This is a genomic window from Pseudomonas sp. BNK-7 (genome assembly GCF_048072025.1).
GTDB lineage: Bacteria > Pseudomonadota > Gammaproteobacteria > Pseudomonadales > Pseudomonadaceae > Aquipseudomonas > Aquipseudomonas danubii.
The window spans coordinates 1,317,533-1,344,102 of sequence record NZ_CP182252.1; the positions used below are offsets into that span (position 1 = coordinate 1,317,533).

General features: G+C 64.1%; 21 protein-coding genes and 1 pseudogene. 8 read left to right on the forward strand and 14 right to left on the reverse strand.

What is annotated here, in order from left to right:
- Positions 1–82: 82 nt before the first annotated feature.
- The 3 genes from ACMGF8_RS06185 to ACMGF8_RS06195 are packed head-to-tail and all read left to right on the forward strand — an operon-like array spanning position 83 to position 5,321.
- The gene (locus ACMGF8_RS06185) at positions 83–1,177 is read left to right on the forward strand and encodes an efflux RND transporter periplasmic adaptor subunit (RefSeq protein ID WP_102882724.1); all 1,095 of its coding nucleotides are present in this window, start codon (positions 83–85) and stop codon (positions 1,175–1,177) included.
- Positions 1,174–2,244, forward strand: a complete 1,071-nt coding sequence (locus ACMGF8_RS06190) for an efflux RND transporter periplasmic adaptor subunit (protein ID WP_102862624.1) — start codon at positions 1,174–1,176, stop codon at positions 2,242–2,244. Before ACMGF8_RS06185 ends, ACMGF8_RS06190 begins: the two co-directional genes overlap by 4 nt.
- Positions 2,241–5,321, forward strand: a complete 3,081-nt coding sequence (locus tag ACMGF8_RS06195; RefSeq protein ID WP_102862625.1) for an efflux RND transporter permease subunit — start codon at positions 2,241–2,243, stop codon at positions 5,319–5,321. Before ACMGF8_RS06190 ends, ACMGF8_RS06195 begins: the two co-directional genes overlap by 4 nt.
- Positions 5,322–5,545: 224 nt before the next feature.
- On the opposite strand, the gene ACMGF8_RS06200 is transcribed toward ACMGF8_RS06195, so the two are convergent.
- The 12 genes from ACMGF8_RS06200 to ACMGF8_RS06255 all read right to left on the reverse strand — a co-directional run bounded on the left by ACMGF8_RS06200 (position 5,546) and on the right by ACMGF8_RS06255 (position 17,307).
- The gene (locus ACMGF8_RS06200; protein WP_416759029.1) at positions 5,546–6,172 is read right to left on the reverse strand and encodes a class I SAM-dependent methyltransferase; all 627 of its coding nucleotides are present in this window, start codon (positions 6,170–6,172) and stop codon (positions 5,546–5,548) included.
- A gap of 164 nt (positions 6,173–6,336) precedes the next feature.
- Positions 6,337–6,981, reverse strand: a complete 645-nt coding sequence (locus ACMGF8_RS06205) for a methionine ABC transporter permease (RefSeq protein WP_207815610.1) — start codon at positions 6,979–6,981, stop codon at positions 6,337–6,339.
- Positions 6,971–8,095 carry a methionine ABC transporter ATP-binding protein gene (locus ACMGF8_RS06210; RefSeq protein WP_416759031.1) on the reverse strand — a complete coding sequence of 375 codons (1,125 nt, stop codon included), beginning with the start codon at positions 8,093–8,095 and terminating at the stop codon, positions 6,971–6,973. The genes ACMGF8_RS06205 and ACMGF8_RS06210 overlap by 11 nt, the downstream gene beginning before the upstream one ends.
- Before the next feature lies 1 nt (position 8,096).
- On the reverse strand, positions 8,097–8,906 hold the full coding sequence (locus ACMGF8_RS06215) for a MetQ/NlpA family ABC transporter substrate-binding protein (protein WP_207166896.1): 810 nt from the start codon (positions 8,904–8,906) through the stop codon (positions 8,097–8,099).
- A 210-nt stretch (positions 8,907–9,116) separates the two neighbouring features.
- Positions 9,117–10,484 (reverse strand): LLM class flavin-dependent oxidoreductase, encoded by a 1,368-nt coding sequence (locus ACMGF8_RS06220; RefSeq protein WP_416759034.1) that lies wholly within the window; start codon positions 10,482–10,484, stop codon positions 9,117–9,119.
- On the reverse strand, positions 10,484–11,683 hold the full coding sequence (locus ACMGF8_RS06225; RefSeq protein ID WP_115581368.1) for an SfnB family sulfur acquisition oxidoreductase: 1,200 nt from the start codon (positions 11,681–11,683) through the stop codon (positions 10,484–10,486). The genes ACMGF8_RS06220 and ACMGF8_RS06225 overlap by 1 nt, the downstream gene beginning before the upstream one ends.
- A 39-nt stretch (positions 11,684–11,722) precedes the next feature.
- Positions 11,723–12,964 (reverse strand): SfnB family sulfur acquisition oxidoreductase, encoded by a 1,242-nt coding sequence (locus tag ACMGF8_RS06230; protein ID WP_416759036.1) that lies wholly within the window; start codon positions 12,962–12,964, stop codon positions 11,723–11,725.
- A 373-nt stretch (positions 12,965–13,337) separates the two neighbouring features.
- Positions 13,338–13,718: a DUF2750 domain-containing protein gene (locus ACMGF8_RS06235; protein ID WP_414159101.1), complete on the reverse strand. Its 381-nt coding sequence runs from the start codon at positions 13,716–13,718 to the stop codon at positions 13,338–13,340.
- 55 nt (positions 13,719–13,773) lie between these two features.
- Complete coding sequence (tcyN, locus tag ACMGF8_RS06240; RefSeq protein ID WP_060837015.1) at positions 13,774–14,526, reverse strand: L-cystine ABC transporter ATP-binding protein TcyN; 753 nt, start codon at positions 14,524–14,526, stop codon at positions 13,774–13,776.
- A gap of 4 nt (positions 14,527–14,530) precedes the next feature.
- Entirely contained in the window at positions 14,531–15,196 is a 666-nt protein-coding gene (gene tcyL, locus ACMGF8_RS06245; protein WP_060837016.1) for a cystine ABC transporter permease, read from the reverse strand.
- Complete coding sequence (tcyJ, locus tag ACMGF8_RS06250; protein WP_102882197.1) at positions 15,196–15,993, reverse strand: cystine ABC transporter substrate-binding protein; 798 nt, start codon at positions 15,991–15,993, stop codon at positions 15,196–15,198. The genes tcyL and tcyJ overlap by 1 nt, the downstream gene beginning before the upstream one ends.
- Positions 15,994–16,311: 318 nt before the next feature.
- On the reverse strand, positions 16,312–17,307 hold the full coding sequence (locus ACMGF8_RS06255; protein WP_115581370.1) for a D-cysteine desulfhydrase: 996 nt from the start codon (positions 17,305–17,307) through the stop codon (positions 16,312–16,314).
- A 189-nt stretch (positions 17,308–17,496) separates the two neighbouring features.
- Between ACMGF8_RS06255 and epsC the strand changes: the two genes are divergently transcribed.
- A complete protein-coding gene (gene epsC / locus ACMGF8_RS06260; RefSeq protein WP_102862636.1) occupies positions 17,497–18,423 on the forward strand; it encodes a serine O-acetyltransferase EpsC in 927 nt (308 codons plus the stop codon).
- A gap of 488 nt (positions 18,424–18,911) precedes the next feature.
- Positions 18,912–20,873: a choline transporter BetT gene (gene betT, locus ACMGF8_RS06265; RefSeq protein ID WP_162884165.1), complete on the forward strand. Its 1,962-nt coding sequence runs from the start codon at positions 18,912–18,914 to the stop codon at positions 20,871–20,873.
- 9 nt (positions 20,874–20,882) lie between these two features.
- On the opposite strand, the gene ACMGF8_RS06270 is transcribed toward betT, so the two are convergent.
- On the reverse strand, positions 20,883–21,140 hold the full coding sequence (locus tag ACMGF8_RS06270) for a hypothetical protein (RefSeq protein WP_102862638.1): 258 nt from the start codon (positions 21,138–21,140) through the stop codon (positions 20,883–20,885).
- Positions 21,141–21,320: 180 nt separating this feature from the next.
- Here ACMGF8_RS06270 and ACMGF8_RS06275 point away from each other — a divergent pair.
- Both ACMGF8_RS06275 and mgrA read left to right on the forward strand, forming a co-directional pair.
- Positions 21,321–21,419: pseudogene (locus ACMGF8_RS06275) on the forward strand (LysR family transcriptional regulator); the annotation flags it as partial.
- Positions 21,420–22,539: 1,120 nt separating this feature from the next.
- Positions 22,540–23,577, forward strand: a complete 1,038-nt coding sequence (gene mgrA, locus ACMGF8_RS06280) for an L-glyceraldehyde 3-phosphate reductase (RefSeq protein WP_102862639.1) — start codon at positions 22,540–22,542, stop codon at positions 23,575–23,577.
- A gap of 105 nt (positions 23,578–23,682) precedes the next feature.
- Here the strand turns inward: mgrA and ACMGF8_RS06285 are convergent, their stop codons facing one another.
- A complete protein-coding gene (locus ACMGF8_RS06285; RefSeq protein WP_207166901.1) occupies positions 23,683–24,882 on the reverse strand; it encodes an HlyD family secretion protein in 1,200 nt (399 codons plus the stop codon).
- Positions 24,883–24,959: 77 nt separating this feature from the next.
- On the opposite strand from ACMGF8_RS06285, the gene ACMGF8_RS06290 reads away from it, so the two are divergent.
- A complete protein-coding gene (locus ACMGF8_RS06290; protein WP_102882191.1) occupies positions 24,960–26,555 on the forward strand; it encodes a DHA2 family efflux MFS transporter permease subunit in 1,596 nt (531 codons plus the stop codon).
- The last annotated feature ends 15 nt before the right edge of the window (positions 26,556–26,570 follow it).

The following is a 26,570-nucleotide window of genomic DNA, read 5'->3' on the forward strand; positions in this document are numbered from 1 at the left end:
GACCTGCGTGCAAGGGTTGAACCCTGTTCTAAGCTCACAGTCGTAACGTCACTGGCGCGACGATCAAGCACAAGGAGCCTGCATGGCTGGTCTCAAATCGAGGTGGATAGTGGGGCTGAGCCTGCTGGCGCTGCTCGGCGGCTGCGGAGCGGAAAAGCCGACCGAGAAGGAACGCCCGCGGGTGCGTATCCAGCAAGTGCAGAGCAGCGATTTTGCCCCGTCGGTGACCCTCACCGGTGACGTCCAGGCTCGGGTGCAGACCGAGTTGTCGTTCCGCGTTGGCGGCAAGATCATCCAGCGTCTGGTGGATGTCGGCGACCGGGTTTCCGCCCAGCAGGTACTGGCCCGGCTCGACCCCAAGGACTTGCAGACCAACGTCGATTCCGCCGCTGCCGCGGTGTTTGCCGAACAGGCGCGGGTCAAGCAGGCCAGCGCAGCCTTCGTCCGCCAGCAGAAGCTCCTGCCCAAGGGCTACACCAGCCAGAGCGAATACGATTCGGCCCAGGCCGCCCTGCGCAGTAGCCAGAGCGCCTTGAGCGCGGCCCAGGCACAGTTGGCCAATGCCCGCGAGCAGTTGAGCTACACCGAACTGGTGGCCGAGGCGCCGGGGGTGATCACCGCGCGTCAGGCCGAGGTGGGCCAGGTGGTGCAGGCCACCATGCCGATCTTCAGCCTGGCTCGGGACGGCGAGCGCGACGCGGTGTTCAACGTCTACGAATCGCTGCTGATGCAGCCGCCGGGCCAGGAAACCATCCACGTCAGCCTGCTGGACAACCCCAAGGTGACCACCACCGGCAAGGTCCGCGAGGTGACCCCGGTGGTCTCGGCCCAGAGCGGTACGGTGCAGGTCAAGGTGGTGCTCGATTCGCTGCCGGCGGGCATGGACCTGGGCTCGGTGGTCAGTGCCACCGCCCGCGCCCACGGCAAGGCCACGGTGGTGCTGCCTTGGTCGGCCTTGACCAAGAACCTCAGCGAACCGGCGGTGTGGCTGGTGGGCGAGGACGGCAAGACCGTGCTGCACAGCGTCAAGGTCGGGCGTTACCTGACCGGCCAGGTGATCATCAGCGACGGCCTCAAGGGCGGCGAGAACGTGGTGGTGGCCGGGGGGCAGTTGTTGCACCCGGGGATGTTGGTCGAGATTGCCGGGCCGACCAAGGAACAGGGAGCACAACCATGAAGCGCCTGCTGCCGTTGTTATGGGCCAGCCTCTTGCTGCTGGGCTGCTCCAAGGAAGAACCGGCGCCGGAGCCGGTGCGTCCGGTGCTGTCGATCCAGGTGGCGCCGCAATCGGAGGAAAGCCTCGGGCGCTTTGCCGGCAACATCCAGGCCCGTTTTGAAACCAACCTGGGCTTTCGGGTGCCGGGGCGGATTGCCAGCCGCAATGTGGATGTCGGTGCCGAAGTGGGGCCCGGGGACTTGCTGGCGACCCTCGATCCCACCGACCAGCAGAACCAACTGCGGGCCGCCCAGGGCGACCTGGCCAAGGTCGAGGCGCAGTGGATCAACGCCCAGGCCAATGCCCGGCGCCAGCAGGAGCTGTTCGACCGTGGCGTCGGCGCCCAGGCGCAACTGGACATTGCCCAGACCGACTTGAAGACCACCGGCGCTTCCCTGGCTCAGGCCAAGGCGGCCGTGCGCCAGGCCCAGGACCAGCTCAACTACAGCCAACTGCGCAGCGATCACGGCGGCGTGGTCACCGCCTGGAACGCTGAAGCCGGGCAGGTGGTGACCGCCGGCCAGCAAGTGGTGACCCTGGCCCGGCCGCAGATCAAGGAAGCGGTGATCGACCTGCCGGCGACCCTGGTGGATCAACTGCCGGCGGACGTGGAGTTCAAGGTCGCGGCCCAGCTCGACCCGAGCATCAGCACCACGGCCACCGTGCGCGAGATCGAGCCCCAGGCCCAGAGCGCGACCCGTACCCGTCGCGCCCGCCTGACCCTCAAGGACACTCCCGAGGCCTTTCGCCTGGGCACCGCCATCAGCGTGACCCTGAGCTCGGCCATCGAACCGCGCACCGAGTTGCCCCTGACGGCCCTGCAAGAGGTGGATGGCCAGACCCGGATCTGGGTCATCGACCCGCAGAGCCAGACCGTCGCCCCCCGGGAGATCAAAGTGCTCAGCCGCGACAGCGATTCGGCGCTGATCAGCCAGGGGGTCAAGCCCGGCGAGCGTATCGTCAGCGCCGGGGTCAACAGCCTCAAGCCGGGGCAGAAAGTCAAAGTCGATGAGGGCCGCGCACAATGACGCCTGACAGCAAAGGGAGCTTCAACCTGTCCGAGTGGGCGATCAAGCATCAGTCCTTCGTCTGGTACCTGATGTTTGTTGCGCTGCTGATGGGGGTGTTTTCCTACCTGAACCTGGGGCGTGAGGAAGACCCGTCCTTCACCATCAAGACCATGGTCATCCAGACTCGCTGGCCCGGCGCGACCCAGGAAGAAACCCTGAAGCAGGTCACCGACCGCATCGAGAAAAAACTCGAAGAGCTGGACTCGCTCGACTACGTGAAAAGCTATACCCGCCCCGGCGAGTCGACGGTGTTCGTCAACCTGCGCGACACCACCAGTGCCAAGGACATTCCCGAGATCTGGTATCAGGTGCGCAAGAAGATCAACGACATCCGCGGCGATTTCCCCCAGGGCTTGCAGGGCCCGGGTTTCAACGATGAGTTCGGCGATGTGTTCGGTTCGATCTACGCCTTCACCGCCGACGGCCTGAGCATGCGCCAACTGCGTGACTACGTGGAGCAGGTGCGCGCCGAGATCCGCGAAGTGCCGAACCTGGGCAAGGTGGAGATGGTCGGTGAGCAGGACGAAGTCATCTACCTCAACTTCTCCACGCGCAAGCTGGCGGCCCTGGGCATCGACCAGCGCCAGGTCCTGCAAAGCCTGCAAGCGCAGAACGCGGTGACCCCGGCCGGGGTGATCGAGGCCGGGCCGGAGCGGATCTCGGTGCGCACCTCGGGGCAGTTCGCCTCGGAGAAGGACCTGGCCACGGTCAACCTGCGCCTCAACGACCGCTTCTATCGCCTGGCCGACATCGCCGACATCAGTCGCGGCTACGTCGACCCTGCCACACCGCTGTTCCGTTTCAACGGCCAGCCGGCCATCGGCCTGGCCATTGCCATGAAGAAGGGCGGCAACATCCAGGAATTCGGCAAGGCCCTGCATGCGCGCATGAATGAGCTGACCGCCGACCTGCCGATCGGCATCGGCGTGCACAAGGTCTCGGATCAGGCCGAGGTGGTGCAGGAGGCGGTGGGCGGTTTCACCAGCGCCTTGTTCGAGGCGGTGATCATCGTCCTGGTGGTGAGCTTCATCAGCCTTGGGATGCGCGCCGGGCTGGTGGTGGCCTGCTCGATTCCGCTGGTGCTGGCCATGGTCTTCGTGTTCATGGAGTACAGCGGCATCACCATGCAGCGGATCTCCCTGGGGGCCTTGATCATCGCCCTGGGGCTGCTGGTGGACGACGCCATGATCACCGTGGAAATGATGGTCACGCGCCTGGAGAAGGGCGAGAGCAAGGAGCAGGCGGCGACCTTTGCCTACACCTCCACCGCCTTCCCGATGCTCACCGGGACCCTGGTGACCGTGGCCGGCTTCGTGCCCATTGGCCTCAACGCCAGCTCCGCTGGTGAGTACACCTTCACCCTGTTCGCGGTGATCGCCGTGGCCATGCTGGTGTCGTGGATCGTCGCGGTGCTGTTTGCCCCGGTGATCGGCATCCACATCCTCAGCACCAACGTCAAACCCCACTCCGAGGAGCCGGGGCGCGTCGGTCGCGCCTTCAATGGCGGCCTGCTGTGGGCCATGCGCAACCGCTGGTGGGCGATTGGCATCACCGTGCTGCTGTTTGCCGCGTCGGTGTTCGGCATGCGTTTTGTGCAGAACCAGTTCTTTCCGTCTTCCGACCGGCCGGAGATCCTGGTGGACCTCAACCTGCCGCAGAACGCCTCGATCGACGAGACCCGCATGGCCGTGGATCGGTTGGAAGCGACCCTCAAGGACGACCCGGACATTGAGCGCTGGAGCACTTACATCGGCGAAGGCGCGATCCGTTTCTACCTGCCCCTGGACCAGCAACTGCAGAATCCGTACTACGCCCAGCTGGTGATCGTCAGCAAGGGCCTGGAGCAGCGCACGGCCCTGACCGAGCGTTTGCGCAAGCGCCTGCGCGAAGACTTCGTCGGCATCGGCAGCTATGTGCAGGCCCTGGAAATGGGCCCGCCGGTGGGACGGCCGATCCAGTACCGGGTCAGCGGCAAGGACATCGACCAGGTGCGCAAGCACGCCATCGACCTGGCCACCGAACTGGACCGGAACCCGCACATCGGCGAGATCATCTACGACTGGAACGAGCCCGGCAAAGTGCTGCGCATCGACATCGCCCAGGACAAGGCGCGGCAACTGGGGCTGTCCTCGGAAGATGTGGCGCGGCTGATGAACAGCATCGTCAGCGGTTCCACCGTGACCCAGGTGCATGACGACATCTACCTGATCAACGTGGTCGGCCGCGCCGACGACAGTGAGCGCGACTCACCGGAAACCCTGCAGAACCTGCAGATCGTCACCCCCAATGGCACCTCGATTCCGCTGCTGGCCTTCGCCACGGTGGGCTACGAACTGGAGCAGCCGCTGGTGTGGCGCCGCGACCGCAAACCCACCATCACCATCAAGGCGGCGGTGCGCGACGCGATCCAGCCCACCGACCTGGTCAAGCAATTGCAGCCGGACATCGACCAGTTTGCCGCGCAGTTGCCTGCCGGCTACTCGGTGGCCACCGGCGGCACCGTGGAGGAAAGCAGCAAGGCCCAGGGTCCGATTGCCAAGGTGGTGCCGCTGATGCTGTTCCTCATGGCGACCTTCCTGATGATCCAGTTGCACAGCGTGCAGAAGCTGTTCCTGGTGGCCAGCGTCGCGCCCCTGGGGCTGATTGGCGTGGTCCTGGCCCTGGTGCCCACCGGCACGCCCATGGGCTTTGTGGCGATCCTCGGGATTCTTGCGCTGATCGGCATCATCATCCGCAACTCGGTGATCCTGGTGACCCAGATCGACGAATACGAGCGCGAGGGTTATCACCCCTGGGACGCGGTACTGGAAGCCACCCACCATCGGCGTCGACCTATCCTGCTGACCGCCGCCGCGGCCAGCCTGGGGATGATCCCGATTGCCCGGGAAGTGTTCTGGGGGCCGATGGCCTACGCCATGATTGGCGGCATCATCGTTGCCACCTTGCTGACCTTGCTGTTCCTCCCGGCGCTGTACGTGGCCTGGTACAAAATCAAGGAGCCCAGCAAAGACACCCCTGGCCCCACAGCCCTGTAGGAGCTGGCTTGCCAGCGAAGAGGCCCGAGAGGCGGGCGCCTGATCTGGGACCGCCTTCGCCGGCAAGCCGGCTCCTCCGAGGTTGGCGGTATTGCGAATGGCGTAGGCATCCCACGGCCATTTAGGCGCTGGCTTGCCAGCGAAGGGGCCCGGGAGGCGGGCGCCTGATCCGGGACCGCCTTCGCCGGCAAGCCGGCTTCTATGGGGGAAGTGTGGCGGGGGGCTCAGGCTTTGCGCCAGACGCTGGCCAGCCAGGGTTGCTGTTCCCGGGGCAGACCGGCGGGGCGGTAGTAATGCTCCAGCTCGACAAAGCCTGCCTCGGTCAGCAACGCCTGCCAGCTTGCGAGGTCGTGGTAGGCACCGTAGCGCGGGCCGTTCCAGCCTTCCTGGTTGTCGCCGCGCGGGTTGGAGCTGAACAGCACGCCACCGTCCTTGAGGCTCGCATGCAGTTGCTTGAGCACCCGCGGCAGTTCCTGGCGGGGAATGTGAAACAGCACCGCGTTGGCGAAGATGCCGTCGAAGCGCTCCGCGGGTAGGTCAAGCTTGAGAAAGTCCTGCTGCCAGACCTCGCAGCCGCTGTCGTCCCGGGCCATCTGGGCAAAGCGCTCACAGCCGTCGAGGCCGATGGCGATATGGCCCAGGCGGGCGAAGGTCTGCAGATCGCGCCCCGGACCACAGCCGAAGTCCAGCACGGTGAAGGGCGTCGGGCCCTGGATATGCCGCAGCAGCGCGTCGATGTTCTGGCTGACGTCGTGGTCGCGGGTGCCTTCACGAAAGTCTTCGGCCACCTGCTGGTAGTGGCCGAGGGTGGTGGCGGTGATGGTGTCTAGGTCGTCTGGAGCAAGTTTCATGGCGGGCTGCATGGCGTGAAGAGGAATGGCCCGAATATACCCCATGCACCCTGTAGCCGCTGCCGCAGGCTGCGAACGGCTCCGCAGGAGACGCCGCTCTTGAGGGCCTCGCAAGGTCCAGCGGACCTTGTCGCAGCCTGCGGCAGCGGCTACACGGGGTGCCACTAGCGCTTGTTCAGCACCCGCGCCAGTCGGTCGCCGCCCAGCTGGATCGCCGCCACCAGGATCACCAGCAGCACGATCACCGTGAGCATGATCTGGCTGTCGAAACGCTGGTAACCGTAGCGGTAGGCAATGTCCCCCAGCCCGCCCGCGCCAATCGCCCCGGCCATGGCCGAGGAGTTGATCATGGTCACCAGGGTGATGGTGAAACCGCCGACGATGCCCGGCAGCGCTTCCGGCAGCAGCACGTGCCAGACAATGTGCCAGCGTCGGCAGCCCATGGCCTGGGCCGCTTCGATCAGGCCGTGATCGACTTCCCGCAGGCTCACTTCGGCGATGCGCGCAAAGAACGGCGTGGCGGCGATGGTCAGCGGCACCACCGCCGCCCACACGCCGTAGGTGGTGCCGACGATCAGCCGGGTAAAGGGGATCAGCGCCACCATCAGGATCAGGAACGGGATCGAGCGGAACAGGTTCACGAAAGCCCCCAGGGCCCGGTTCAGGTGCGGCGCCTCGTAGATCCCGCCCTTGCCGCTGGTGACCAGGATCACCGCCAGGGGAATCCCCGCCAGCAGGGCGATCAGCGAGGACACGCCGACCATCAGCAGGGTGTCGAGAATGCCCTGCAACAAGCGATCAAACCACATAGCCCAGTACCTCCACTTGCTGTGCCCATTGCCCGGCGCGCTGGTGCAGTTCCGCCGCCCCCAGGGGCGAGCCCTGGACGGCCAGCAGCAGTTGCCCCAGGGCGTGGCCCTGGATGCGTTCGACGCCACCTTGCAGCAGGCGCACGCGGCCGCCCAGGGCGCCGAACAGCGCCGCCAGGTCCGGCTCCTCAGTCTGGCTGCCGGTAAAGCGCAGGCTCAGCACCACGGCGGCCTCGGACGATTGCGCATGACTGCGCAGGCGGCTTTGCAGCTCGGGCGGCAGGCCGTGCTGCAAGGGCGCCAGCAGGGTCTTGCTGACCTCGTGTTGCGGGTTGCCGAAGACTTCCCAGACCGGCCCCTGCTCGACGATGCGCCCGTGCTCCAGCACCACCACCCGGTCGCAGATCTCGCGGATCACCGCCATCTCGTGGGTGATGAGGATGATGGTCAGGCCCAGGCGCTGGTTGATCTCTTTGAGCAGGGCGAGGATCGACTGGGTGGTTTCCGGGTCCAGGGCCGAAGTGGCTTCGTCGCACAGCAGGATCTCGGGATCGTGGACCAGGGCCCGGGCGATGCCCACCCGCTGCTTCTGGCCGCCGGACAGTTGCGCCGGGTAGGCCTGGTGCTTGTCCTTGAGGCCCACCAGTTCCAGCAGTTCGCGGACCTTGCGCTGGCGCTCGGCCTTGGGCACCCCGGCCACCTTCAGCGGCAGCTCGACGTTGTGCCACACGGTCTTGGCCGACATCAGGTTGAAGTGCTGGAAGATCATGCCGATGCGTCGGCGCAGGGCCACCAGGCGGTCTTCGTCGAAATCGCCGATGTCCACCTGATCGATCAGCACCCGGCCGCTGCTGGGTTGCTCCAGGCGGTTGATGGTGCGGATCAGCGACGATTTGCCGGCGCCGCTGCGGCCGATGATGCCGAACACCTCGCCGCGCTGGATCGAAAGGTCGATGCCGTGCAGGGCCTGCACCGGGCCCTGCTGGCCCTGGTAGGTCTTGCCCAGGCCGATGAAGCGCACCTGGGCGCGGTTCAGCTCGGGGTGCAGCTCGGTCTGCTCGGCGCTCTTTGGCGCAGTTTCCGGCAGCTTGCGCTGCAGCGTCGCGACACTCATCTCAACCTTCCCAGCCGGCTTGGTAGAGCTTGCCGTGGGCTTTATCCAGGGCGGCCCGAACGGCTGGCGAGTGTTGGTAGATATCGACGAACTTGATCAGCCGCGGGTCGTTCTTGCTCTTGGGCTGGATCACGAACTGGATCACGTATTCCTTGTGGTCCAGGCCGTCGAACAGCAGCGCCGAGCCGGCGTCGAAGGTCTTGGCCAGACGGATGTAGGCCGGGTAGCCCTGGACCAGGTCGGCGTCGTCATAGGCGCGCACCAGTTGCACGGCTTCGACCTGGAGGATCTTGATCTGCTTCGGGTTGCTGACGATGTCGTCTTCGGTGGCCTTGTAGCCCACGCCCGGCTTGAGGGTGATCAGCCCGGCCTTGGCCAGCAGTTGCAGGCCGCGTCCGCTGTTGATCGGGTCGTTGGCGATGGCCACGCTGGCGCCTTCGGGCAGCTCGGCGAAGCTTGTGTATTTCTTCGAGTACAGGCCGACGTTGTTGATGATGCCCGGGGCGAAGGGCACCAGATCGAAACCGGCGGCGGCCTTGGCGTTTTCCAGGAAGGGGATGTGCTGGAAGTAGTTCACGTCGATGTCGCCGGCGGCCAGGCTGACGTTGGGCGCGATCCAGTCGGTGAACTCCACCAGCTGCACCTTCAGGCCCTGCTTGCCGGCCTCTTCCACGGCGGCCTCCAGGGGAATGGCGAAGGCGGCGGTGGTGCCGACCTTGAGCGGTGCGTCGGCGGCGAACACGGCGCTGCTGAACAGACCGAGGGCGAGGGCCAGGGCTTTGACCGGGTGGCGCAGGAGCGTGGTTTTCATGGTGGTTACTTCCAGTCAATCCGAATGAGGAGGTTGAACAATTGCGTTTGGGTGTGGCGAAGACCGCTGTCTGTGGCGAGGGCGCTTGCTCCCGCTGGGCCGCATCGCGGCCCTGGACCCAGGCGCCACGGTGTTGCAGGCATACCGCGTCGTCCGGGTTTGGGCTTGCTGCGCAAGCCAGCGGGAGCAGGCTCCCTCGTCACAGGGTGGTCAGCGGCGGTAGGCCGCGCCGGTGTGTCGTTGCGGCAGTTTGCGGCCTTCGTGGAACAGTTTTTCCCGCAGGGTGCCGTCGTCGTAGGCGGTCTTGTAGGAGCCACGGCGTTGCAGTTCGGGGATCACCAGATCGATGAAGTCGACGTAGCTTTCCGGGGTGACGATGCGGGTCAGGTTGAAGCCGTCCAGGCCGGTTTCGGCGATCCAGGATTCCAGCTCGTCGGCCACCTGCTGCGGTGAGCCGACCACGGTGAAGTAGCGGCCGCCCAGGGCGTGCTGCTCCAGCAGTTTGCGCCGGGTCCAGTCGTTGTTCTGCAGGTGCTTGGTGGCCGACTGGATGGCGTTGCTCTTCACGTACTGGATAGGTTCGTCGATCTCGTATTGGGAAAAGTCGATCGCGGTGGACGCGGAAAAATGCGCCACCCCGGCCTCGGCGCTGGCATAGCGGCGGTACTCGGCGTGCTTCTGCCAGGCCAGTTCCTCGGTCTGGCCGACGATCACGTTGAGGCCCATGAACACCTTGATGTCCTCGGGATTGCGCCCGGCGGCCACGGCGCTGGCGCGGACCTTGTCCACCTGGGCCCTGGTCGCGGCCTTGTTCTGCCCACTGATGAACACGCACTCGGCGTGGCGCCCGGCGAACAGCAGGCCGCGGTCCGAGCTGCCGGCCTGGAACAGCACCGGGGTGCGCTGCGGCGAGGGCTCGCACAGGTGATAACCGCTGACCTGATAGAACTCGCCCTGGTGCTCGACCTTGTGCACTTTGTCCGGCTGGGCATAGATGCGCTGCTCGCGGTCATCAAGCACCGCGTCGTCGTCCCAGCTGCCTTCCCAGAGCTTGTACAGCACCTCCAGGTACTCATCGGCCTGGTCGTAGCGACGGTCGTGCTCGATCTGCTGCTTCAGGCCCATGGCCTGGGCGGCGCTGTCCAGGTAGCCGGTGACGATGTTCCAGCCGACCCGGCCACGGCTCAGGTGGTCGAGGGTGGAAAGGCGCCGGGCGAACAGGTAGGGCGCCTCGTAGGTGAGGTTGGCGGTGAGGCCGAAGCCCAGGTTCTTGGTCACTGCCGCCATGGCCGAAACCAGCAGCAGCGGGTCGTTGACCGGCAGTTGGATCGACTCCTTGAGGGTCACGTCCACCGAGTTCTGGTAGACGTCGTAGACCCCGACGATGTCGGCGATGAACAGCCCGTCGAACAGCCCGCGCTCCAGCAGCTGGGCCAGTTCGGTCCAGTACTCGAGGGTCTTGTACTGGGTCGAGTTGTCCCGCGGGTGGGTCCACAGACCGTGGTTGATGTGCCCGACGCAGTTCATGTTGAAGGCGTTGAGCAGGATCTTCTTCTTGGCGGTTTCGGCAGCGGCCATCAGATGGTCCCCCGCAGTGGCGGGTTCTGCTGGTTGAGGTAGTAGTTGCCCACCGCGTGGTACTTCCAGCGCACCGGGTCGTGCAGGGTGTGCACCCGGGCGTTGCGCCAGTGGCGGTCCAGGCCGTGCTCGGCCAGGGTCGCCTGGCTGCCTGCCAGTTCGAACAGGGTGCTGCCGGCGGCCAGGGAGATTTCCGTGCTCAGGGCGCGGACCTCGGCCACGGCGATGGAGGCGGCGGCCACGGTGTCGGCGTTGGTCTCGGCCTGGGCCCGGTCGAGGAACTCCCCAGCGCGCTCCAGCAGGGCTTCGGTGGCGTGCAGGCGGATGCTCAGCTGGCCGAAGCTCTTGAGGGTCAGCGGGTCGTCGGTGGCCTTGTCGGTGCCGGAGTCGATCCAGGGCCGGGTCTTGGTGCGCACGAAGCGCAGGGCGTCTTGGTAGGCGGCGCGGGCGATGCCGGTGTCGATGGCGGCGTGGAGGATCTGCGCCAGGGGACCGACCGGGGTCGGGCGTTCGAAGGCGCTCTGGAACGGCACCACGTCGGCCTCGTCCACCGCAACGTTTTCAAACAGCACCGAGCCGCTGCCGGTGGTGCGCTGGCCGAAGCCGCTCCAGTCGTCGATCACGCTCAGGCCCTGGGCGTCGGCGGGGACGAAGGCCAGTTGCTGCACGCCGTGCTCATCCACCACCGAGGTGGGGATGCGCTGGGCGTAGATGGCGCCGGTGGCGTAGAACTTGCGCCCGTCGATGCGGTACCCCTGGCCGCTGCTGTCGCGGCTCAGGCGGGTGGTGCGGTCGTGGGCGGTCTTGGTGCCCAGCTCGGCCAGGGCGTTGCCGAAGCGGCGGCCGGCCAGGACTTCGGCGTACAACCGCTGCTTCTGCGGCTCGCTGCCGTTCACCCGCAGCACTTCCAGGGCGTAGAAATGGTTCTGCGGGATCTGCCCCAGGGAGGCGTCGGCCTCGGCGATCAGGGCGATGACCTTGGCCAGGGTGACGTTGGACACCCCAGCGCCGCCGTATTCCTTGGGCACGCTGATGCCCCACAGGCCGGAGCGGCTGAAGGCTTCCAGCTCGGGATGGGGCAGGCGCCGTTCACGGTCGCGCAGGGCGCTGTCGCGTTTGAAATCTTCCGCCAGGTCGCTGGCGACAATCAGGGCTTGTTCGTCGCTGGTGATGACCGCAACGTGTTGAGCAAGAGACATGTGTTTCTCCAGAGATCTGGTCAAAAGCGTTCTGGGCGGTTAAATCCAGGAATGCCGGGCCGGCAGCGTGCCGTTCAGGTGGTAGGCGCCGACGGCGTGGTACTTCCAGCGCACCGGGTCGTGCAGGGTGTGCACCCGGGCATTGCGCCAGTGACGATCGAGGTTGAATTCGGCGAGGGTGGCGCGGCTGCCAGCCAGCTCGAAGAGCTTTTCGCTGGCCAGCAGCGAGATCTCGGTGGTCAGCACCTTGGCTTCGGCCACGGCGATGGAAGCGCGGGCGGCGGACTCGGCGGTGATCGGCGCCGCGCTGACCTGGTCCAGCACCTGGCCGGCCTTGCGCAGCAGGGCCTCGGCGGCGTGGAGTTCGATCTGCAGCTTGCCGATCTCGGCGATCACGTACAGGTCGTCGCTGGCGCGCTCGACGTTGGCGTCGATCCACGGGCGGGCCCGTTCACGCACAAAGCGGATAGCGTCGGCCACGGCTTCCCGGGCGATGCCGGCATCGATGGCGGCCTGGATCAGTTGCGACACCGCGCCCTGGATATTCGGCGATTCGTTGATCCGCCAGTTGTCCAGCACCAGCTCGGACTCGACCCGCACATCGTTGAGCAGGATGGTGCCGCTGGCGGTGGTGCGTTGGCCAAAGCCGGACCAGTCGTCGACGATGCGCAAGCCTGGGGTGCCACGGCGGACGAAGGCCAGCACCTGGCGGCCTTCCTCGTTGAGTGCCTTGACCGCTACCCAGTGGGCGAACAGGGCGCCGGTGGAGTAGAACTTCTGGCCATTGATCACATGGCCGTCGGCGTCTTTGGTGATCCGCGCCTTGAGTTCCAGGGTGTTCTTGGTGCCGCGCTCCGGGCCGGCATTGCCGATGCGCCAGCCTTCCAGGACGCTCTGCAGCAGCTGTTTCTTCTGCCGCTCGCTGCCGCAGCCGAGAATCAGGCCGAGGAGGCCGAACTGGTTCTGCGGGATCTGCCCCAGGGCCGGATCGGCCGCGGAAATAATCGCGAAGACTTCGGCCAGGGTGACGAAGGACACCTGTGGCCCGCCGTAGGCGCGGGGGATGGAAATACTGCCCAGGCCGCTGCGGGTGAATTGTTCGATCTGCGCCCAGGGCAGCTTGCGCTGGCGGTCGCGTTGGGCGGCCTGCTGGCGGGCCGCGTCGGCCAGTTCATGGGCGGCTTGCAGGGCTTCGGCGTCGTTGCGCAGAACCCGTGCGGGCAACAAAAGGGGGGCAATATCCAGATCGCTCTGGACCTGTGCTTCAACCAGACTGGACATCAGCGCCACTCCTTGGCTGCACGCAATGCCCTGGCGATCTGCACTGGGGTGATTGTGTTCCGAACCATACCTACCTCACATCTTTTGGATAGGCCGCGTCATGCGGCGAAATCAGAATCAAGAATGTCCGGTGGTCCGGTGCATATACCCTAAGCGCGTATAAAAATTAAATAAACTAACTTTTAGGAATATTAATAGAAGGGCTTTACGTATACGGCAGGATGGCCGGTTGCGGCCCAGTGGCTGCGGGCTGGCGCGGTGTGCGGCAGACGCCGGCGAGCATTTTTCGTCGGTGCAAAAGAACACGGGCAGGGGGATGCAAGCACGCGAAGTGAGGCGATCGGCGCTGAGCGTTCAGGCGCCGCCGCAGGCGTTACTGGTACTGATCCAGCTCGTGGGTGAGCGATTGCAGCAGTGACTCGGGGGGCAGCAACAGGCCTTGTCCGTCCGCATCCGCAAACACCAGGCAGAGCCTGGCGTCGCGCTGCATGCCAGGCAGCCAGTGGGAGAGGAAATGGCCCAGCTCAATGGGCTTGGGTTCAAAGCCGTGCCATGGGCCGTGGGCGCACCAGGCGGCGAACTCCGCCTCTGGCCAGAAGGCGATGGCGCTGGCCTGGGCGGAGCCGGCGGTGGCCCAGCCGTCAGCGAACAGCCCCCAGATGACCTGGAAATCCGCCACCTTGCGAATCAGGTAGTCACACCGCGCCTGGGGCGAGAGCCGGAGCAGGTTATGGATTTTCTGCGGCGCCAGCATCAGGCCTCCATGGCCTGGAAGGGGAGCGGGCAGCCGGCTAGGGGAGTTTCAAGCTTCATGTGCCGGGGTGGAGAAACTTGCTGAGGAACTGGCGGGTGCGCTCGTGCTGGGGGTTGGCGAACAGCGCCTTGGCTTCGCCCTGTTCGACGATCACCCCCTTGTCGAAGAAGATCACCCGGTTGGCCACGTCCCGGGCGAAGCCCATTTCGTGGGTGACGATGATCATGGTGCGTTTCTCTTCGGCCAGGCTGCGGATGGTGGCCAGGACTTCGCCCACCAGTTCCGGGTCCAGGGCCGAGGTCGGCTCGTCGAACAGGATCACTCGCGGTTCCATGGCCAGGGCCCGGGCGATCGCCACCCGTTGCTGCTGGCCACCGGACAGGCGCCTGGGGTAGCTGTCTTCCTTGCCCGCCAGGCCGACCTTGGCCAGCAGCGCACGACCCAGGGCAACAGCCTGTTCCCGTGGGGTCTTCTTCACCACCAGCGGGCCTTCGATGACGTTCTCCAGGGCGGTGCGGTGGGGGAACAGGTTGAAGTTCTGGAACACGAAACCCACTTGCTGGCGCAACTGGCGGATCCGGCTTTGTTGCTGGTTCAGGGGGATGTTGCTGTCGATGGCGATGTCGCCGATGCGGATGCGTCCGCTGGTCGGTTCTTCAAGAAAGTTCAGGCAGCGCAGGAAGGTGGTCTTGCCCGAGCCACTGGGGCCGATGATGGCAATCACTTCGCCTTCCTTGACCTGCAGATCGATGCCATCGAGCACCGTCTGGCCCTTGAACTGCTTGGTCAGTTTTTCCACCACGATCATGGCTTCAGGACTCCTGGTCGTGCCGATTGACCCGCTGCTCCAGGCGGTTCTGCAGGTGCGCGAGCACGCTGGCCAGAACCCAGTAGATCAGCGCGGCGGCAAGATACATGGTGAAGATTTCGAAGGTACGGGCGGTGATCAGCTGCGCCTGGCGGAACAGTTCCGGCACCTGGATAGTGGCGGCCAGGGCGGTGTCCTTGACCAGGGAAATGAAGCTGTTGCCCAGCGGCGGCAGGGCCGTGCGCATGGCTTGCGGCAGGATCGCCCGGCGCAGGGTCTGGGCCCGGGTCATGCCGATGCTGGCGGCGGCTTCCCATTGACCGCGCTCGATGGAGCCGATGGCGGCCCGGAGGATTTCACAGGCGTAGGCCGCCATGTTCAGGGAGAAGCCGATCAGCGCGGCGGGCAACGGATCCAGTTCCAGCCCCAGTTGCGGCAGGCCGTAATAGATCACGAACAGCTGCACCAACAGCGGCGTGCCGCGAAAGAACGACACGTAGACCCGGGCAATCCAGCTCACCAGGGTCAGGCGCGACAGGCGCATCAAGGCCAGGCCAAAGCCCAGCAGCAGCCCGAAGAACATGCCGCCGAGGCTGAGGATGACCGTGTAATACGCGCCCTTGAGGAGAAATGGCGCTGAATCCAGCGCCAGTTGCAGGCCTGCTTCCATTATTGGGTGACGTCAGCGTTGAAGTATTTTTCCGAGAGCTTTTTCAGCGTGCCGTCGGCCCGCAGTTCCTCGATGGCCTTGTTCACCGCGGCCAGCAGCTCGGGTTCGCCCTTGCGCAGGGCCACACCGGCTTCCTGGCGGGAGAAGGGCTCGCCGGAGACCACCAGGGTGTCCTTGGTTTTCTTGATCAGCTCGAAGGCGGCCAGACGGTCCACCAGGATGGCGTCGATACGGCCTACGCGCAGGTCCTGGTACTTGGTCGGGTCATCGTCGTAGGTCTTGATGATGGCGGTCGGGACGTTGTCCTTGAGCCATTGCTCGTAGTTGGTGCCCAGGCCCACGCCGACCTTGTGGCCACCCAGGTCGGCAGCGGTCTTGAACTTGCCGTCATCCTTTTTCTGGGTCAGGGCCTGGATCCCGGAGACGGTGTAGGGGGTGGAGAAATCGTACTTTTTCTTGCGCTCTTCAGAGATGGTCACCTGGTTGATCACCGCGTCCAGGCGCTTGGATTCCAGGGCCGCGAGGATGCCGTCCCACTTGGTTGGCTGCAGCTTGACCTTGACCCCGAGCTTGTTCGCCAGGGCTTCGGAGAATTCCACTTCGAAGCCGGCCAGCTTGCCGTTTTCGTCGACGAAGCTGAACGGTGGATACGTGCCTTCCAGGCCGACGTTGATCACGCCCGCATCCTTGATTTTCTGCAGTTGCTCACCGGCAACCGCTTGCCCCATCAGTCCGGCACCGAGTGCCAGGCCCAGTGTGCCGATCAGCAGATTGCGACGCAGTACGGAAAAATTCATGACAAGCCCCTGTGAGTTTTCTTATGCACGATGCGGGTGGGAGATGCAGGCCAATCGGTGAGCCGAGAGTGACGCCTTATCCTGCCTTAATGCAGCGTATGCGTCTTTGGGCAAATCAGCCTGCGGCGCGACTATAAGGTGACTTTTATAGGTTTAAAAATAATATAAATTCACTTTGTTATTCTTTTTGGTTTGGTTGTCCACGAGCAATCCCCTCCCTCGTAGGAGCTGGCTTGCCAGCGAAGGCGTCGTCGAGATCGGCGCAAGGCTTGCGGGCCTCTTCGCCGGCAAGCCGGCTCCTGGACAAGACTTCACTTCCTACGCGAAGGCGCCGGGGTAGGCGAACAGGGCCGGGGCGCCACCGGTGTGCAGGAAGATGATCGGGCCATCGTTGAAACGCTGGCGACCGACGCCGTCCAGCAGGCCGGCCATGGCTTTGCCGGTGTACACCGGGTCGAGTAACAGGCCTTCCTGGCTGGCCAGCAACTTGACCGCGGCCAGGGTGCCGGCATTGGGTTCGCCGTAGCGAGGGGCGAAGTATTCGTCCCACAGTTGCACGTTGAACGCCGCCGGCAGGTTCACCCCCAGCAGTTCGGCAGTGCGTTCGGCCAGGCCCTGGACCTTGGGCCGCTGATCCTCGTCGCTGCGCGAGACGGTCACGCCGATCACTGGCAACTGTGGCAGCACTTCGCTCAAGGCCAGGGCCAGGCCGCTGTGGGTGCCGGCGCTGCCGGAGGCCAGCACCACCGCGGCGAATTCCAGGCCGCTGTCTTCGATCTGTTGCGCCAGCTCCAGGCCGGCCCGCACGTAACCCAGGGCACCCAGGGCATTGGAGCCGCCGATGGGCACCAGGTAGGGGTTCTTGCCGTTGCTGCGCAGGCGTGCGGCGAGGGCGTGCAACTGTTCATCGGCCTGGTCGAGGTTCTCCACCAACTCGACCTTGGCGTCGAACAGGTCCAGCAGCAGGCGGTTGCCGTTGCCCAGGTAGCTGGGGTCTTCGGTGCCGATGGGGTTTTCCAGCAGGGCCACGCAACCCAGCCCCAGCTTGGCGGCCAGGGCCGCGGTCTGGCGCACGTGGTTGGACTGGATGGCCCCGGCGGTGATCAGGGTGTCGGCGCCCTGGGCCAGGGCGTCGGCGGCCAGGTATTCGAGCTTGCGCAGCTTGTTGCCGCCCATGGCCAGAGGCGTGGTGTCGTCGCGTTTGACGTAGATATCGCGCCCGATCCAGGTCGACAGGCGTTCGAGTTTTTCCAGGGCGGTGGTAGACCCGAGCAGGTCCAGACGATTAAAGCGGGCAAGCTGTTGTTTGATCATGAGTCCGCACGGAACAGGGAAGGTGCAAGGACTATAGGCAGCGATATTTGCCCGGGCAACCGTCAATCGCTTATGCGAAAAAGTGCTGTGAGCCGAACAATTAGTTCTTAAACCTCGCCCTGGTGGGGCGTAAAGTGATCGCCGTTTGCGCGGCCCGATTGTCCGGCCGCCCGAGTAAGGAGTCTTATCGTGAGCGAGCGTTCCAGCCATTGGCAATTGCAGACCATCGTTGGCCAACTGCGTGATGCCCGTGATCAGTGGCGTAGCCGCAACGGTCGGGTCAGTGGTGAGCAGGGCGGGCGCGAACTGCCGTCGCGAGCGGCCATGGCAGAGATCCTTGAAGCCCTGTGCGGTGCGCTGTTCCCCATGCGCCTGGGGCCTGTGGATTTGCGCGAAGAGAGTGAAGACTTTTACGTTGGCCACACCCTGGACGCGGCGCTCAATGCCTTGCTGGCCCAGGCGCGCCTGGAGCTGCGTTATGTGGCGCGGCAGAACGGCGAGGCGGATGCCGAAGTCAACGCCAAGGCGATCCGCCTGATCCAGGACTTCGCCCTGGCCCTGCCGGGCCTGCGGGTGTTGCTGGACACCGACGTGCTCGCGGCCTACCACGGTGATCCGGCGGCCCGCAGCGTGGATGAAGTGCTGCTGTGCTACCCCGGCATCCTGGCGGTGATCCACCACCGCCTGGCGCACCATCTGTATCGCGCCGGTCTGCCGCTGCTGGCGCGGATCAGTTCGGAAATCGCCCACTCGGCCACCGGCATCGACATTCACCCCGGGGCGCAGATCGGCCGCAGCTTCTTCATCGATCACGGCACGGGTGTGGTGATCGGCGAGACCGCGATCATCGGCGAGCGGGTGCGCATCTACCAGGCGGTGACCCTGGGGGCCAAGCGCTTCCCGGCGGACGAAGACGGCCAGTTGCAGAAGGGCCACCCGCGTCACCCGATCGTCGAGGACGACGTGGTGATCTATGCCGGCGCGACCATTCTCGGGCGCATCACCATCGGCAAGGGTTCGACCATTGGCGGCAACGTCTGGCTGACCCGCAGCGTGCCGGCCGGTTGCAACCTGACCCAGGCCAACCTGCAGCACGACGACGGCTCGCAAAAGTAGGACTGGCCTTCTGTAGCCGCTGCCGCAGGCACCGCAGGGGCCTCGGCGGTGGTGAGATCGCCGGCGAGCCTGCGGCTCGTTCGCAGCCTGCGGCAGCGGCTACAGAGGCGCCCATGCCTCCCGCCGCACCGGCCTCTTGTAGCCGCTGCCGAGCCTGCGAGGCTGCGAAAAGGTCCGCAGGACCTTGCTTGACGATCAACCGCCACACACAGCCTGCGGCGTTTTTTCTGCTGAACGATTCCGTTCGTCATCCGTCATACCCTTCCCTGAGCTAGCGTACTGAACAGTACCGCTGAGCCCTGCGATTAGTCCTCGACCGCCTATCCATGTTTAACTTGAACGCTCGTTCAAGTTAAACCGGTGGTTCGCTGCCCGCTCACAACAGGAGGCTTGCCTTTGCTGAGTCCGTACATTTCAGCCGTGTTTCATCCCTTCGAGGTGCACCGTTCATGAGTGCGCCATCCAGCTCCGCGAATACTCTGATTCGCATGAACCCTCCGGTGTTCTACTTCGCCGCGAGCTTTATCCTGATCTTCGGCGTGGTGGTGATTTCCATGCCCGAACAGGCCGGCGCCTGGCTCCTTGCGGCGCAAAACTGGGCGGCCAATACGGTCGGCTGGTACTACATGCTGGCGATGACCCTGTACCTGGTCTTCGTGGTGGTCACCGCCTTGTCCGGCTACGGCAAGATCAAGCTCGGTGCCGACCACGACGAACCCGAGTTCAGTTACCTGTCCTGGGCCGGCATGCTGTTCGCCGCCGGGATCAGCATCACCCTGTTCTTCTTCTGCGTTTCCGAACCCCTGACCCACATGCTGCAACCGCCCCAGGGCGAGGCCGGCACTGCCGAGGCGGCGCGCCAGGGCATGCAGTTGCTGTTCCTGCACTGGGGCCTGCACGGCTGGGGGGTGTTCGCCTTCGTCGGCATGGCCCTGGCCTACTTCGCCTACCGGCATAACCTGCCGCTGGCCCTGCGTTCGGCGCTGTATCCGCTGATCGGCAAGCGCATCAACGGCCCCATCGGCTACGCGGTGGACGGCTTCGGCATCATCGCCACGGTGTTCGGCCTGGGTGCCGACATGGGCTTTGGTGTGCTGCACCTGAACTCCGGCCTCGACTACCTGTTCGGCATCGCTCACACCCAGTGGATTCAGGTTGGCCTGATCACCCTGATGATGGGCGCAGCGATCATTGTTGCGGTGTCCGGAGTCGACAAGGGCGTGCGGGTGATGTCCGACATCAACATGCTGCTGGCGGTGGCGCTGCTGCTGTTCGTGCTGTTCGCCGGTCCGACCCAGCACCTGCTCAACACCCTGATCCAGAACCTGGGGGATTACCTGGGTGCCTTGCCGGTCAAGAGTTTCGACGTCTACGCCTATAACAAACCCAGCGACTGGCTGGGCGGTTGGACGGTGTTCTACTGGGCCTGGTGGATTGCCTGGTCGCCCTTCGTGGGGCTGTTCATCGCACGGATTTCCCGGGGCCGGACCATTCGTGAGTTCGTCTTCGGCGTGCTGCTGATTCCCCTGGGCTTCACCCTGGCGTGGATGTCGATTTTCGGTAACAGCGCCATCGACCAGGTGCTCAACCACGGCATGAGCGCCCTGGGCCTGTCGGCCATCGAGAACCCGTCGATGACCCTCTACCTGCTGCTGGAAACCTACCCCTGGAGCAAGACCGTGATCGCGGTCACGGTGTTCATCAGCTTCGTGTTCTTCGTCACCTCGGCGGACTCCGGCACCGTGGTGCTCTCGACCCTGTCGGCCCGTGGCGGCAACGCCGATGAAGACGGGCCGAAATGGCTGCGGGTGTTCTGGGGCGCGATGACCGCGCTGGTCACCAGCGCGTTGCTGTTCGCTGGCAGCATCGACTCGCTGAAGTCGGCGGTGGTGCTGACCTCGCTGCCCTTCTCGCTGATTCTGCTGTTGATGATGTGGGGGCTGCACAAGGCGTTCTACCTGGAGTCGCAGCGGCGCATCGCCCAGCTGCATTCCCTGGCCCCGGTGGCGCCTTCGCGGCGCGGCAAGGGCGGCTGGCGCCAGCGCCTGAGCCAGGCGGTGCACTTCCCGTCCCGGGATGAGGTGTATCGCTTCCTTGACCAGACGGTGCGCCCGGCCATCGAAGAGGTGACCGCGGTGTTCGCCGAGAAGGGCCTGAACGTGGTGACCCAGCCCGACCCGGCCAACGACAGCGTGAGCCTGGAAATCGGTCATGGCGACCAGCACCCGTTCATCTACCAGGTGCAGATGCGCGGCTACTTCACCCCGTCCTTCGCCCGCGGTGGCATGGGCCCCAAAGAGCTGCGCAATCGCCGTTACTACCGGGCCGAGGTGCACCTGGCCGAGGGCAGTCAGGATTACGATCTGATGGGCTACAGCAAGGAACAGATCATCAACGACATCCTCGACCAGTACGAACGCCACATGCAGTTCCTGCATCTGGTGCGCTGAGCCAGGCGCTCAGGCCCTGGTGAACAGCAGGTAGAGCACCAGGGCCAGCACTGGCACGGCAAACACCAGGCTGCCGACCATCAGTTCCGATCTCAGGGGCTGATGGGCGGTGACCATCCCCACCGCGCCGTTGATCACCGTCAACGCCAGCCACAACCCAGTAAATCCATAGCTCAATGTCTGTCGGGCAAAGCCCAGTCGTTCGCCGATAAACAGCACCAACGCCAGCAGGATCAGGCCGAAGGTGATGATGATGGTGGTGTGCATGATGGGCATCTCCTTGCAGGAGCGGCCAGGCGGCGTACCGCTTGCCGGTGAATGGATTTACGGGCTTGTGTTTCGAGCATAGGCGTCAAACCCGCCCGCCATTGGCCTGCAGAATCTGTCCGTTGACCCAGGCCGCCGCCGGGCTTGCCAGGAAGCTGCGGCCGCCCTCGCTGATTGCCCCGAAGGGTGGCGAATTTGCAGCAGGTGACCTGCGCCAGCCCGAGCTATTTGGCGCATCACGGTGAGCCGCGCAGCCTGGACGAGCTCGGAGCGCATCGACCGGCTCTTGCGGCGGGCTTTGGGGTTGTCCCTTTTGCAGCATGAGCATGGAGTCATCCGTGCTCAGTTCCCCCCCCCCGCCAAACAAGCTCGGGACCTGTCTTATGGCTGTCGATCAGCACCTTGCTGCCTGGCGTCATGCAGATGTGCTGGCCCAGGCAAGACTGGATTTTGCGGTCTATAAAGAATTGGCGCAGATCGCCGGAGCCCCGTCGCTTCGATGCGCTGTTTGTCGCCGACAGCCTGGCAAGCGCCACAGACTCCATTGCCGAGCGCATGGCCCGCTCCACCTTCTTCGAACCCTTGGTTGTGCGCTGGGCCTTGGCGGCCGTGATCGAGCGAACGGGGCGTATTGCCACTAATGCTAAGAACTATAACGTACCGTGCTACGTAGTACGTAGAGAGGCATAAAGGTCCTTCTTTCAGGCGGCGGAAGGGGTGGGTCGGGTGAATTCCGACAATGCCGTCGAAGCGCGAATTTCGGTCGTGAGCAACATGTCGAACCTCATCGTCGGGCACGGAAGTTCTATCAGTCAGTGACCGGGCTTTGGGGCAAATGGCAGGGCGATGCCTGTGTCCGGGATAGGATGAGTAGTTACTACGATAACCCGCAGTTTCCGCATTTACTGGACAGTTTCGCGGCAATCTTCCCAATCAAAGGGCCGTTGAATGTGGCGCGGCCATCCCAGGGTTATCCCGTGATTGTCCCGTCCGGGTCTTTGAGAACGGGCGCGATCTGGCGGTGCAAACCGCTGAGGTGGTGTTCACTGTGCGGTCCTCCCGGGCCTGCGCCCAGGACTTTACGCCGGCCTGAAAGGGTGTCTCGGGTAGTACGAATTTAGTATGTAATTCATGAAAATTATACTTGGCGCGTTCGTTTTCATGGCTGACCGCAGCGTCGTGCCCGGGAAAAATTTGAGTCCTTCCGGCAGTGGGTATCGCATCGTCCGGCAGGGTTGCAGGATTTTGCGGCGCAGGAGAATCCGGAACTGCAGTGGCGCGGATTGTTCAGAGCAGAGTATGAAGGGCCGTACCCACGGTGGTGTGCCGGTGAGTTAGGCCGGCAATGTGTGTGCCGAGGTTAACCCTTCCAGATTGACCCCAACCCAAAGAGGATTCGATGACTTATCTAGCTGCCGAAAATCGCTACGACTCCATTCCCTATCGCCGTGTCGGACGCAGTGGCCTGGTGCTGCCGGCGCTGTCCCTGGGGCTTTGGCACAACTTTGGCGACAGCACGCCCATCGATACCCAACGCGCCTTGCTGCGCACGGCTTTCGACCTGGGCATCAATCACTTCGACCTGGCCAATAACTATGGCCCGCCCTATGGCAGTGCCGAGATCAATTTCGGCCGGCTACTGCGGGAAGACTTCAAGGCCTATCGCGATGAGTTGATCATCTCCAGCAAGGCCGGTTGGGACATGTGGCCAGGGCCTTACGGCCAGGGCGGAGGCTCGCGCAAGTATGTGCTGGCCAGCCTGGACCAGAGCCTGCAGCGCCTGGGCCTGGACTATGTGGATATCTTTTATTCCCATCGTTTCGACCCGGATACCCCGCTGGAGGAAACCGCCAGCGCCCTGGCCAGCGCGGTGCAGCAGGGCAAGGCGCTGTACATCGGCATTTCTTCCTACTCCGGGGTGAAAACCCGGGAAATCGCCGCGCTGCTCAAGGAGTGGAAGGTGCCGTTGCTGATCCATCAGCCGGCCTACAACATGCTCAACCGCTGGGTGGAGAAGGACTTGCTGGATACCACCGACGAGCTTGGGGTCGGGGTCATCGCCTTTACGCCGCTGGCCCAGGGGCTGCTAACCGACAAGTACCTCAATGGCATTCCCGAGGATGCGCGAGTCAATCGTCCGGGCGGTGGTTCGTTGCAGGCTGCTCATTTGTCCGAGGCCAATATCGCCCATGTGCGGGCCCTCAACGAGATCGCCAGGAATCGCGGCCAGAGCCTGGCGCAGTTGGCCCTGGCGTGGACCCTGCGCGATCCGCGGGTGACGTCGGCGCTGATTGGCGCGAGCCGGCCGGAGCAGATCATCGAGAATGTCGGGGCGTTGCAGAACTTGAGTTTTACCGTGGAGGAGCTGGCGGAAATCGATCATTTCGCCAAAGAGGGGCGGATCAACCTGTGGGAAAGGCCATCGACGGCAGAGTAGGTCCTTCAGGATCTGCATTGAGCAAACAGCCCCCAACAGAGTTATCTGTCGGGGGCTGTCTGGGCGTCTGGAGTGGGGCGCAGGGTGAAGCTGCTGCCGGCCCTGTCAGCGCGCCGGGGCGGGTGTGTTGGTGCTGACTTTCAGCGAGGTCTGGGTGCTGGCCACTGCGCGTTCCTGAGAGTCTCCCAGATCGACTTTGGCGGTCACCGACAGACCCGGCCGCAGACGCTCGAGGCCCGGTTGGTCGGCGTTGAAGCGGATGCGCACCGGCACCCGCTGCACGATCTTGGTGAAGTTGCCGGTTCCCGGTTCAAAGGGCAGCAGGGCGAAGGTCGAACCTGAACCCGGTGCCAGGCTTTCAACGGTGCCGGCGATACTCACGCCCGGCAAGGCATCGATCTTGATACGGGTGGATTGGCCTGGGTACATGTGCTGAGTCTGGGTTTCCTTGAAGTTGGCCAATACATAAAGGTCATGCAGCGGCACCAGGGTCAGCAGGCGTGAGCCCGGTTGCACATAGTCCCCCACTTGAATCTGCCGATTGCCCACGGTGCCATCCATCGGCGCATAGATAGTGGTGTGTCGCAGGTCCTGTTGCGCCAGCTCCAGTCGAGCTTTCGCCGTCACCACCTTGGCCTTGGCCATTTGCAGCTGCGCCTGCAAGCGTTCGCGTTGGGCTGAAGTGACAGCAAGGTCGTTTTCCGCCACTTGCAGCATGGCTTGGGCATAGGCGAGACCTTGTTCTGCCGAGATCGCCTGAGTGCTGTACTTCTCGACTTCGTTGCGCGCCACAGCACCGGTAGTGACCAGGGTGTCGAAACGGTTACGTTCCGCCCCTGCGCGCTTGGACTCGGCCTGGTTGGTGCGGATTGAGGTGCGCGCCGCCAGCACCCGAGCGTTGGCCAGGCGCTGTTCGGCATCCTGGATCGTCAGGGCTGCTTCAGCCAGGGCGACCTGGGCTTGATTGTCGGCGAGATCGCCTTCGGCCAGGGCGACTCGGCTATCGAACTCTTCGCTGTTGATGCGCACCAGGGGCTGTCCGGCCGTCACAGTCTGGTGGTCCTTGACCAGGACTTCGGTCACCAGGCCATGAACCCGTGGTGCGACGGAGGTGGCATCGGCGGCGATGTAGGCGTCGTCGGTGGCTTCGGTTGAAGGCGCCATCAGCACCCAGGCCACTCCGACCGCCACCAAGGTCATGGCAATGGCACCAGCGATCAGAGGCCGTTTGGAGCGCTTGCGCGGCTTTTCCGTCTCTTGCGTGGCTTGCAGGATGGCGTTCTGAGTCTGGGTGCTCTGCTCCATGTTGAAGCTCCATGCTGTTTTGAATTACGATCATAATATTCATATGGTGGTCGCAATACTACAGGGAAGTACCTACCGTGACGACAAGCGTATCCGACCTCCCTGACGCGGGCGCCCAGCCTGGTCAACAGTCCACCCGACGCAAGTTTCTGGTCTTCACCATCATGGCCTTTGGCATGTTCATGGCGTTGATCGATATCCAGATCGTGGCGGCATCCCTGAACGATGTGCAGGCTGGACTCAGTGCCGGTCCTGATGAAGTGAGCTGGGTGCAGACCGCCTATCTGATCGCCGAACTGATCATGATTCCCTTCTCGGCATTCCTCGCCCAGGCGATTTCCACCCGCTGGCTGTTCTCTGTCAGTGCGGCATTTTTTACCTTGTTCAGCATTGGCTGCGGGATGGCCTGGAACATTGAGTCGATGATTGTATTGCGGGCCCTGCAAGGCTTCGCCGGCGGGGCCATGGTGCCTACGGTGTTTGCCGTGGGTTTCGTGCTATTCGAGGGCAAGCAGCGGGCGATGGTCCCGGCCATCCTCGGCATGACAGCGGTGCTGGCGCCGACGCTAGGCCCCACGGTGGGCGGGCTGGTGACCTTCTACCTGGACTGGCGCTGGATCTTCTTTATCAACGTGCTGCCGGGGCTGTTGATCTGCATTGGTGCGGCGCTGCTGATCGATGTGGATCGCCCCGATCTGTCGATGTTGCGGCGGATCGACTGGCTGCACTTCGTGGCCATGGCCCTGGCACTGGGCTGCTTCGAGTACGTGCTGGAAGAGGGGCCGCGCAAGGACTGGTTCAGCGATAGCGGGATTGTCATTGCCGCCTGGGTTTCCATTGTCTCCTTTGGTTTGTTTATCGAGCGTTCGCTGTATTCGAATAACCCGATTGTGTCGTTGGTGCCCTTTCGCGATCGGACCTTTTCCATCGCCTGCCTGCTGAACCTGGTGATTGGCTTTGGCCTGTATTCCTCGACTTATCTGGTCCCGGTGTTTCTCGGACGAGTGCGGGGTTTCGACAGCCTGGAAATCGGCACCACCGTTTTCGTCGTGGGAATCGGGCAACTGGTGAGTACGATCATTGCCGCCCGGGCTTCGGAGAAGGTTGATCGACGCTTGATCATTTCGGTGGGCTTTCTGGGCCTGGCGCTGAGCTTGTGGCTGACCTCCCGGGTCACGTCCAACTGGGGATTCGATGAGCTGCTGGTTCCTCAAGTTGCCCGCGGCCTGTTCCTGATGCTCTGCATCGTTCCCAGTGTGAACATGGCCTTGAGTTCATTCCAGGGCGTGGAATTGCGTCAGGCCTCCGGCCTGTTCAACCTGATGCGCAACCTGGGGGGCGCCATTGGCATTGCAACGGTCAACACCTGGCTGCAGGACGACGCCCGAACCCAGGGGCTGCGTCTGTCGGAATCTTTGGGTGCCAAGGCTGTTGCGGCCCAGGAACTGATGGGGCAGTTGGCCCTGAAGATCGCCGCCGATACGCCTGACTCCAGCCACGCATTCCTCATGGCCCAGGGCATTCTCGGCAGATTGGTGGGGCGTGAAGCCTTGACCCTGGCGTTTGGCGATGTATTCCGCCTGATGGCGATGATGTTCGTGGTGGCGCTGCTGCTGGTGCCGCTGTGCAAGGTTCCCCCGGCTGCGCCAGGCACGGCCGAGGATGACAAGTGATGGCTCCAGCGCGCG

Coding starts and splice junctions, on each gene's coding strand:
- ACMGF8_RS06185 (WP_102882724.1), top strand. CDS start 83: ATGGCTGGTCTCAAATCGAGGTGGATAGTGGGGCTGAGCCTGCTGGCG.
- ACMGF8_RS06190 (WP_102862624.1), top strand. CDS start 1,174: ATGAAGCGCCTGCTGCCGTTGTTATGGGCCAGCCTCTTGCTGCTGGGC.
- ACMGF8_RS06195 (WP_102862625.1), top strand. CDS start 2,241: ATGACGCCTGACAGCAAAGGGAGCTTCAACCTGTCCGAGTGGGCGATC.
- ACMGF8_RS06200 (WP_416759029.1), bottom strand. CDS start 6,172: ATGAAACTTGCTCCAGACGACCTAGACACCATCACCGCCACCACCCTC.
- ACMGF8_RS06205 (WP_207815610.1), bottom strand. CDS start 6,981: ATGTGGTTTGATCGCTTGTTGCAGGGCATTCTCGACACCCTGCTGATG.
- ACMGF8_RS06210 (WP_416759031.1), bottom strand. CDS start 8,095: ATGAGTGTCGCGACGCTGCAGCGCAAGCTGCCGGAAACTGCGCCAAAG.
- ACMGF8_RS06215 (WP_207166896.1), bottom strand. CDS start 8,906: ATGAAAACCACGCTCCTGCGCCACCCGGTCAAAGCCCTGGCCCTCGCC.
- ACMGF8_RS06220 (WP_416759034.1), bottom strand. CDS start 10,484: ATGGCCGCTGCCGAAACCGCCAAGAAGAAGATCCTGCTCAACGCCTTC.
- ACMGF8_RS06225 (WP_115581368.1), bottom strand. CDS start 11,683: ATGTCTCTTGCTCAACACGTTGCGGTCATCACCAGCGACGAACAAGCC.
- ACMGF8_RS06230 (WP_416759036.1), bottom strand. CDS start 12,964: ATGTCCAGTCTGGTTGAAGCACAGGTCCAGAGCGATCTGGATATTGCC.
- ACMGF8_RS06235 (WP_414159101.1), bottom strand. CDS start 13,718: ATGCTGGCGCCGCAGAAAATCCATAACCTGCTCCGGCTCTCGCCCCAG.
- tcyN (WP_060837015.1), bottom strand. CDS start 14,526: ATGATCGTGGTGGAAAAACTGACCAAGCAGTTCAAGGGCCAGACGGTG.
- tcyL (WP_060837016.1), bottom strand. CDS start 15,196: ATGGAAGCAGGCCTGCAACTGGCGCTGGATTCAGCGCCATTTCTCCTC.
- tcyJ (WP_102882197.1), bottom strand. CDS start 15,993: ATGAATTTTTCCGTACTGCGTCGCAATCTGCTGATCGGCACACTGGGC.
- ACMGF8_RS06255 (WP_115581370.1), bottom strand. CDS start 17,307: ATGATCAAACAACAGCTTGCCCGCTTTAATCGTCTGGACCTGCTCGGG.
- betT (WP_162884165.1), top strand. CDS start 18,912: ATGAACCCTCCGGTGTTCTACTTCGCCGCGAGCTTTATCCTGATCTTC.
- ACMGF8_RS06270 (WP_102862638.1), bottom strand. CDS start 21,140: ATGCACACCACCATCATCATCACCTTCGGCCTGATCCTGCTGGCGTTG.
- mgrA (WP_102862639.1), top strand. CDS start 22,540: ATGACTTATCTAGCTGCCGAAAATCGCTACGACTCCATTCCCTATCGC.
- ACMGF8_RS06285 (WP_207166901.1), bottom strand. CDS start 24,882: ATGGAGCAGAGCACCCAGACTCAGAACGCCATCCTGCAAGCCACGCAA.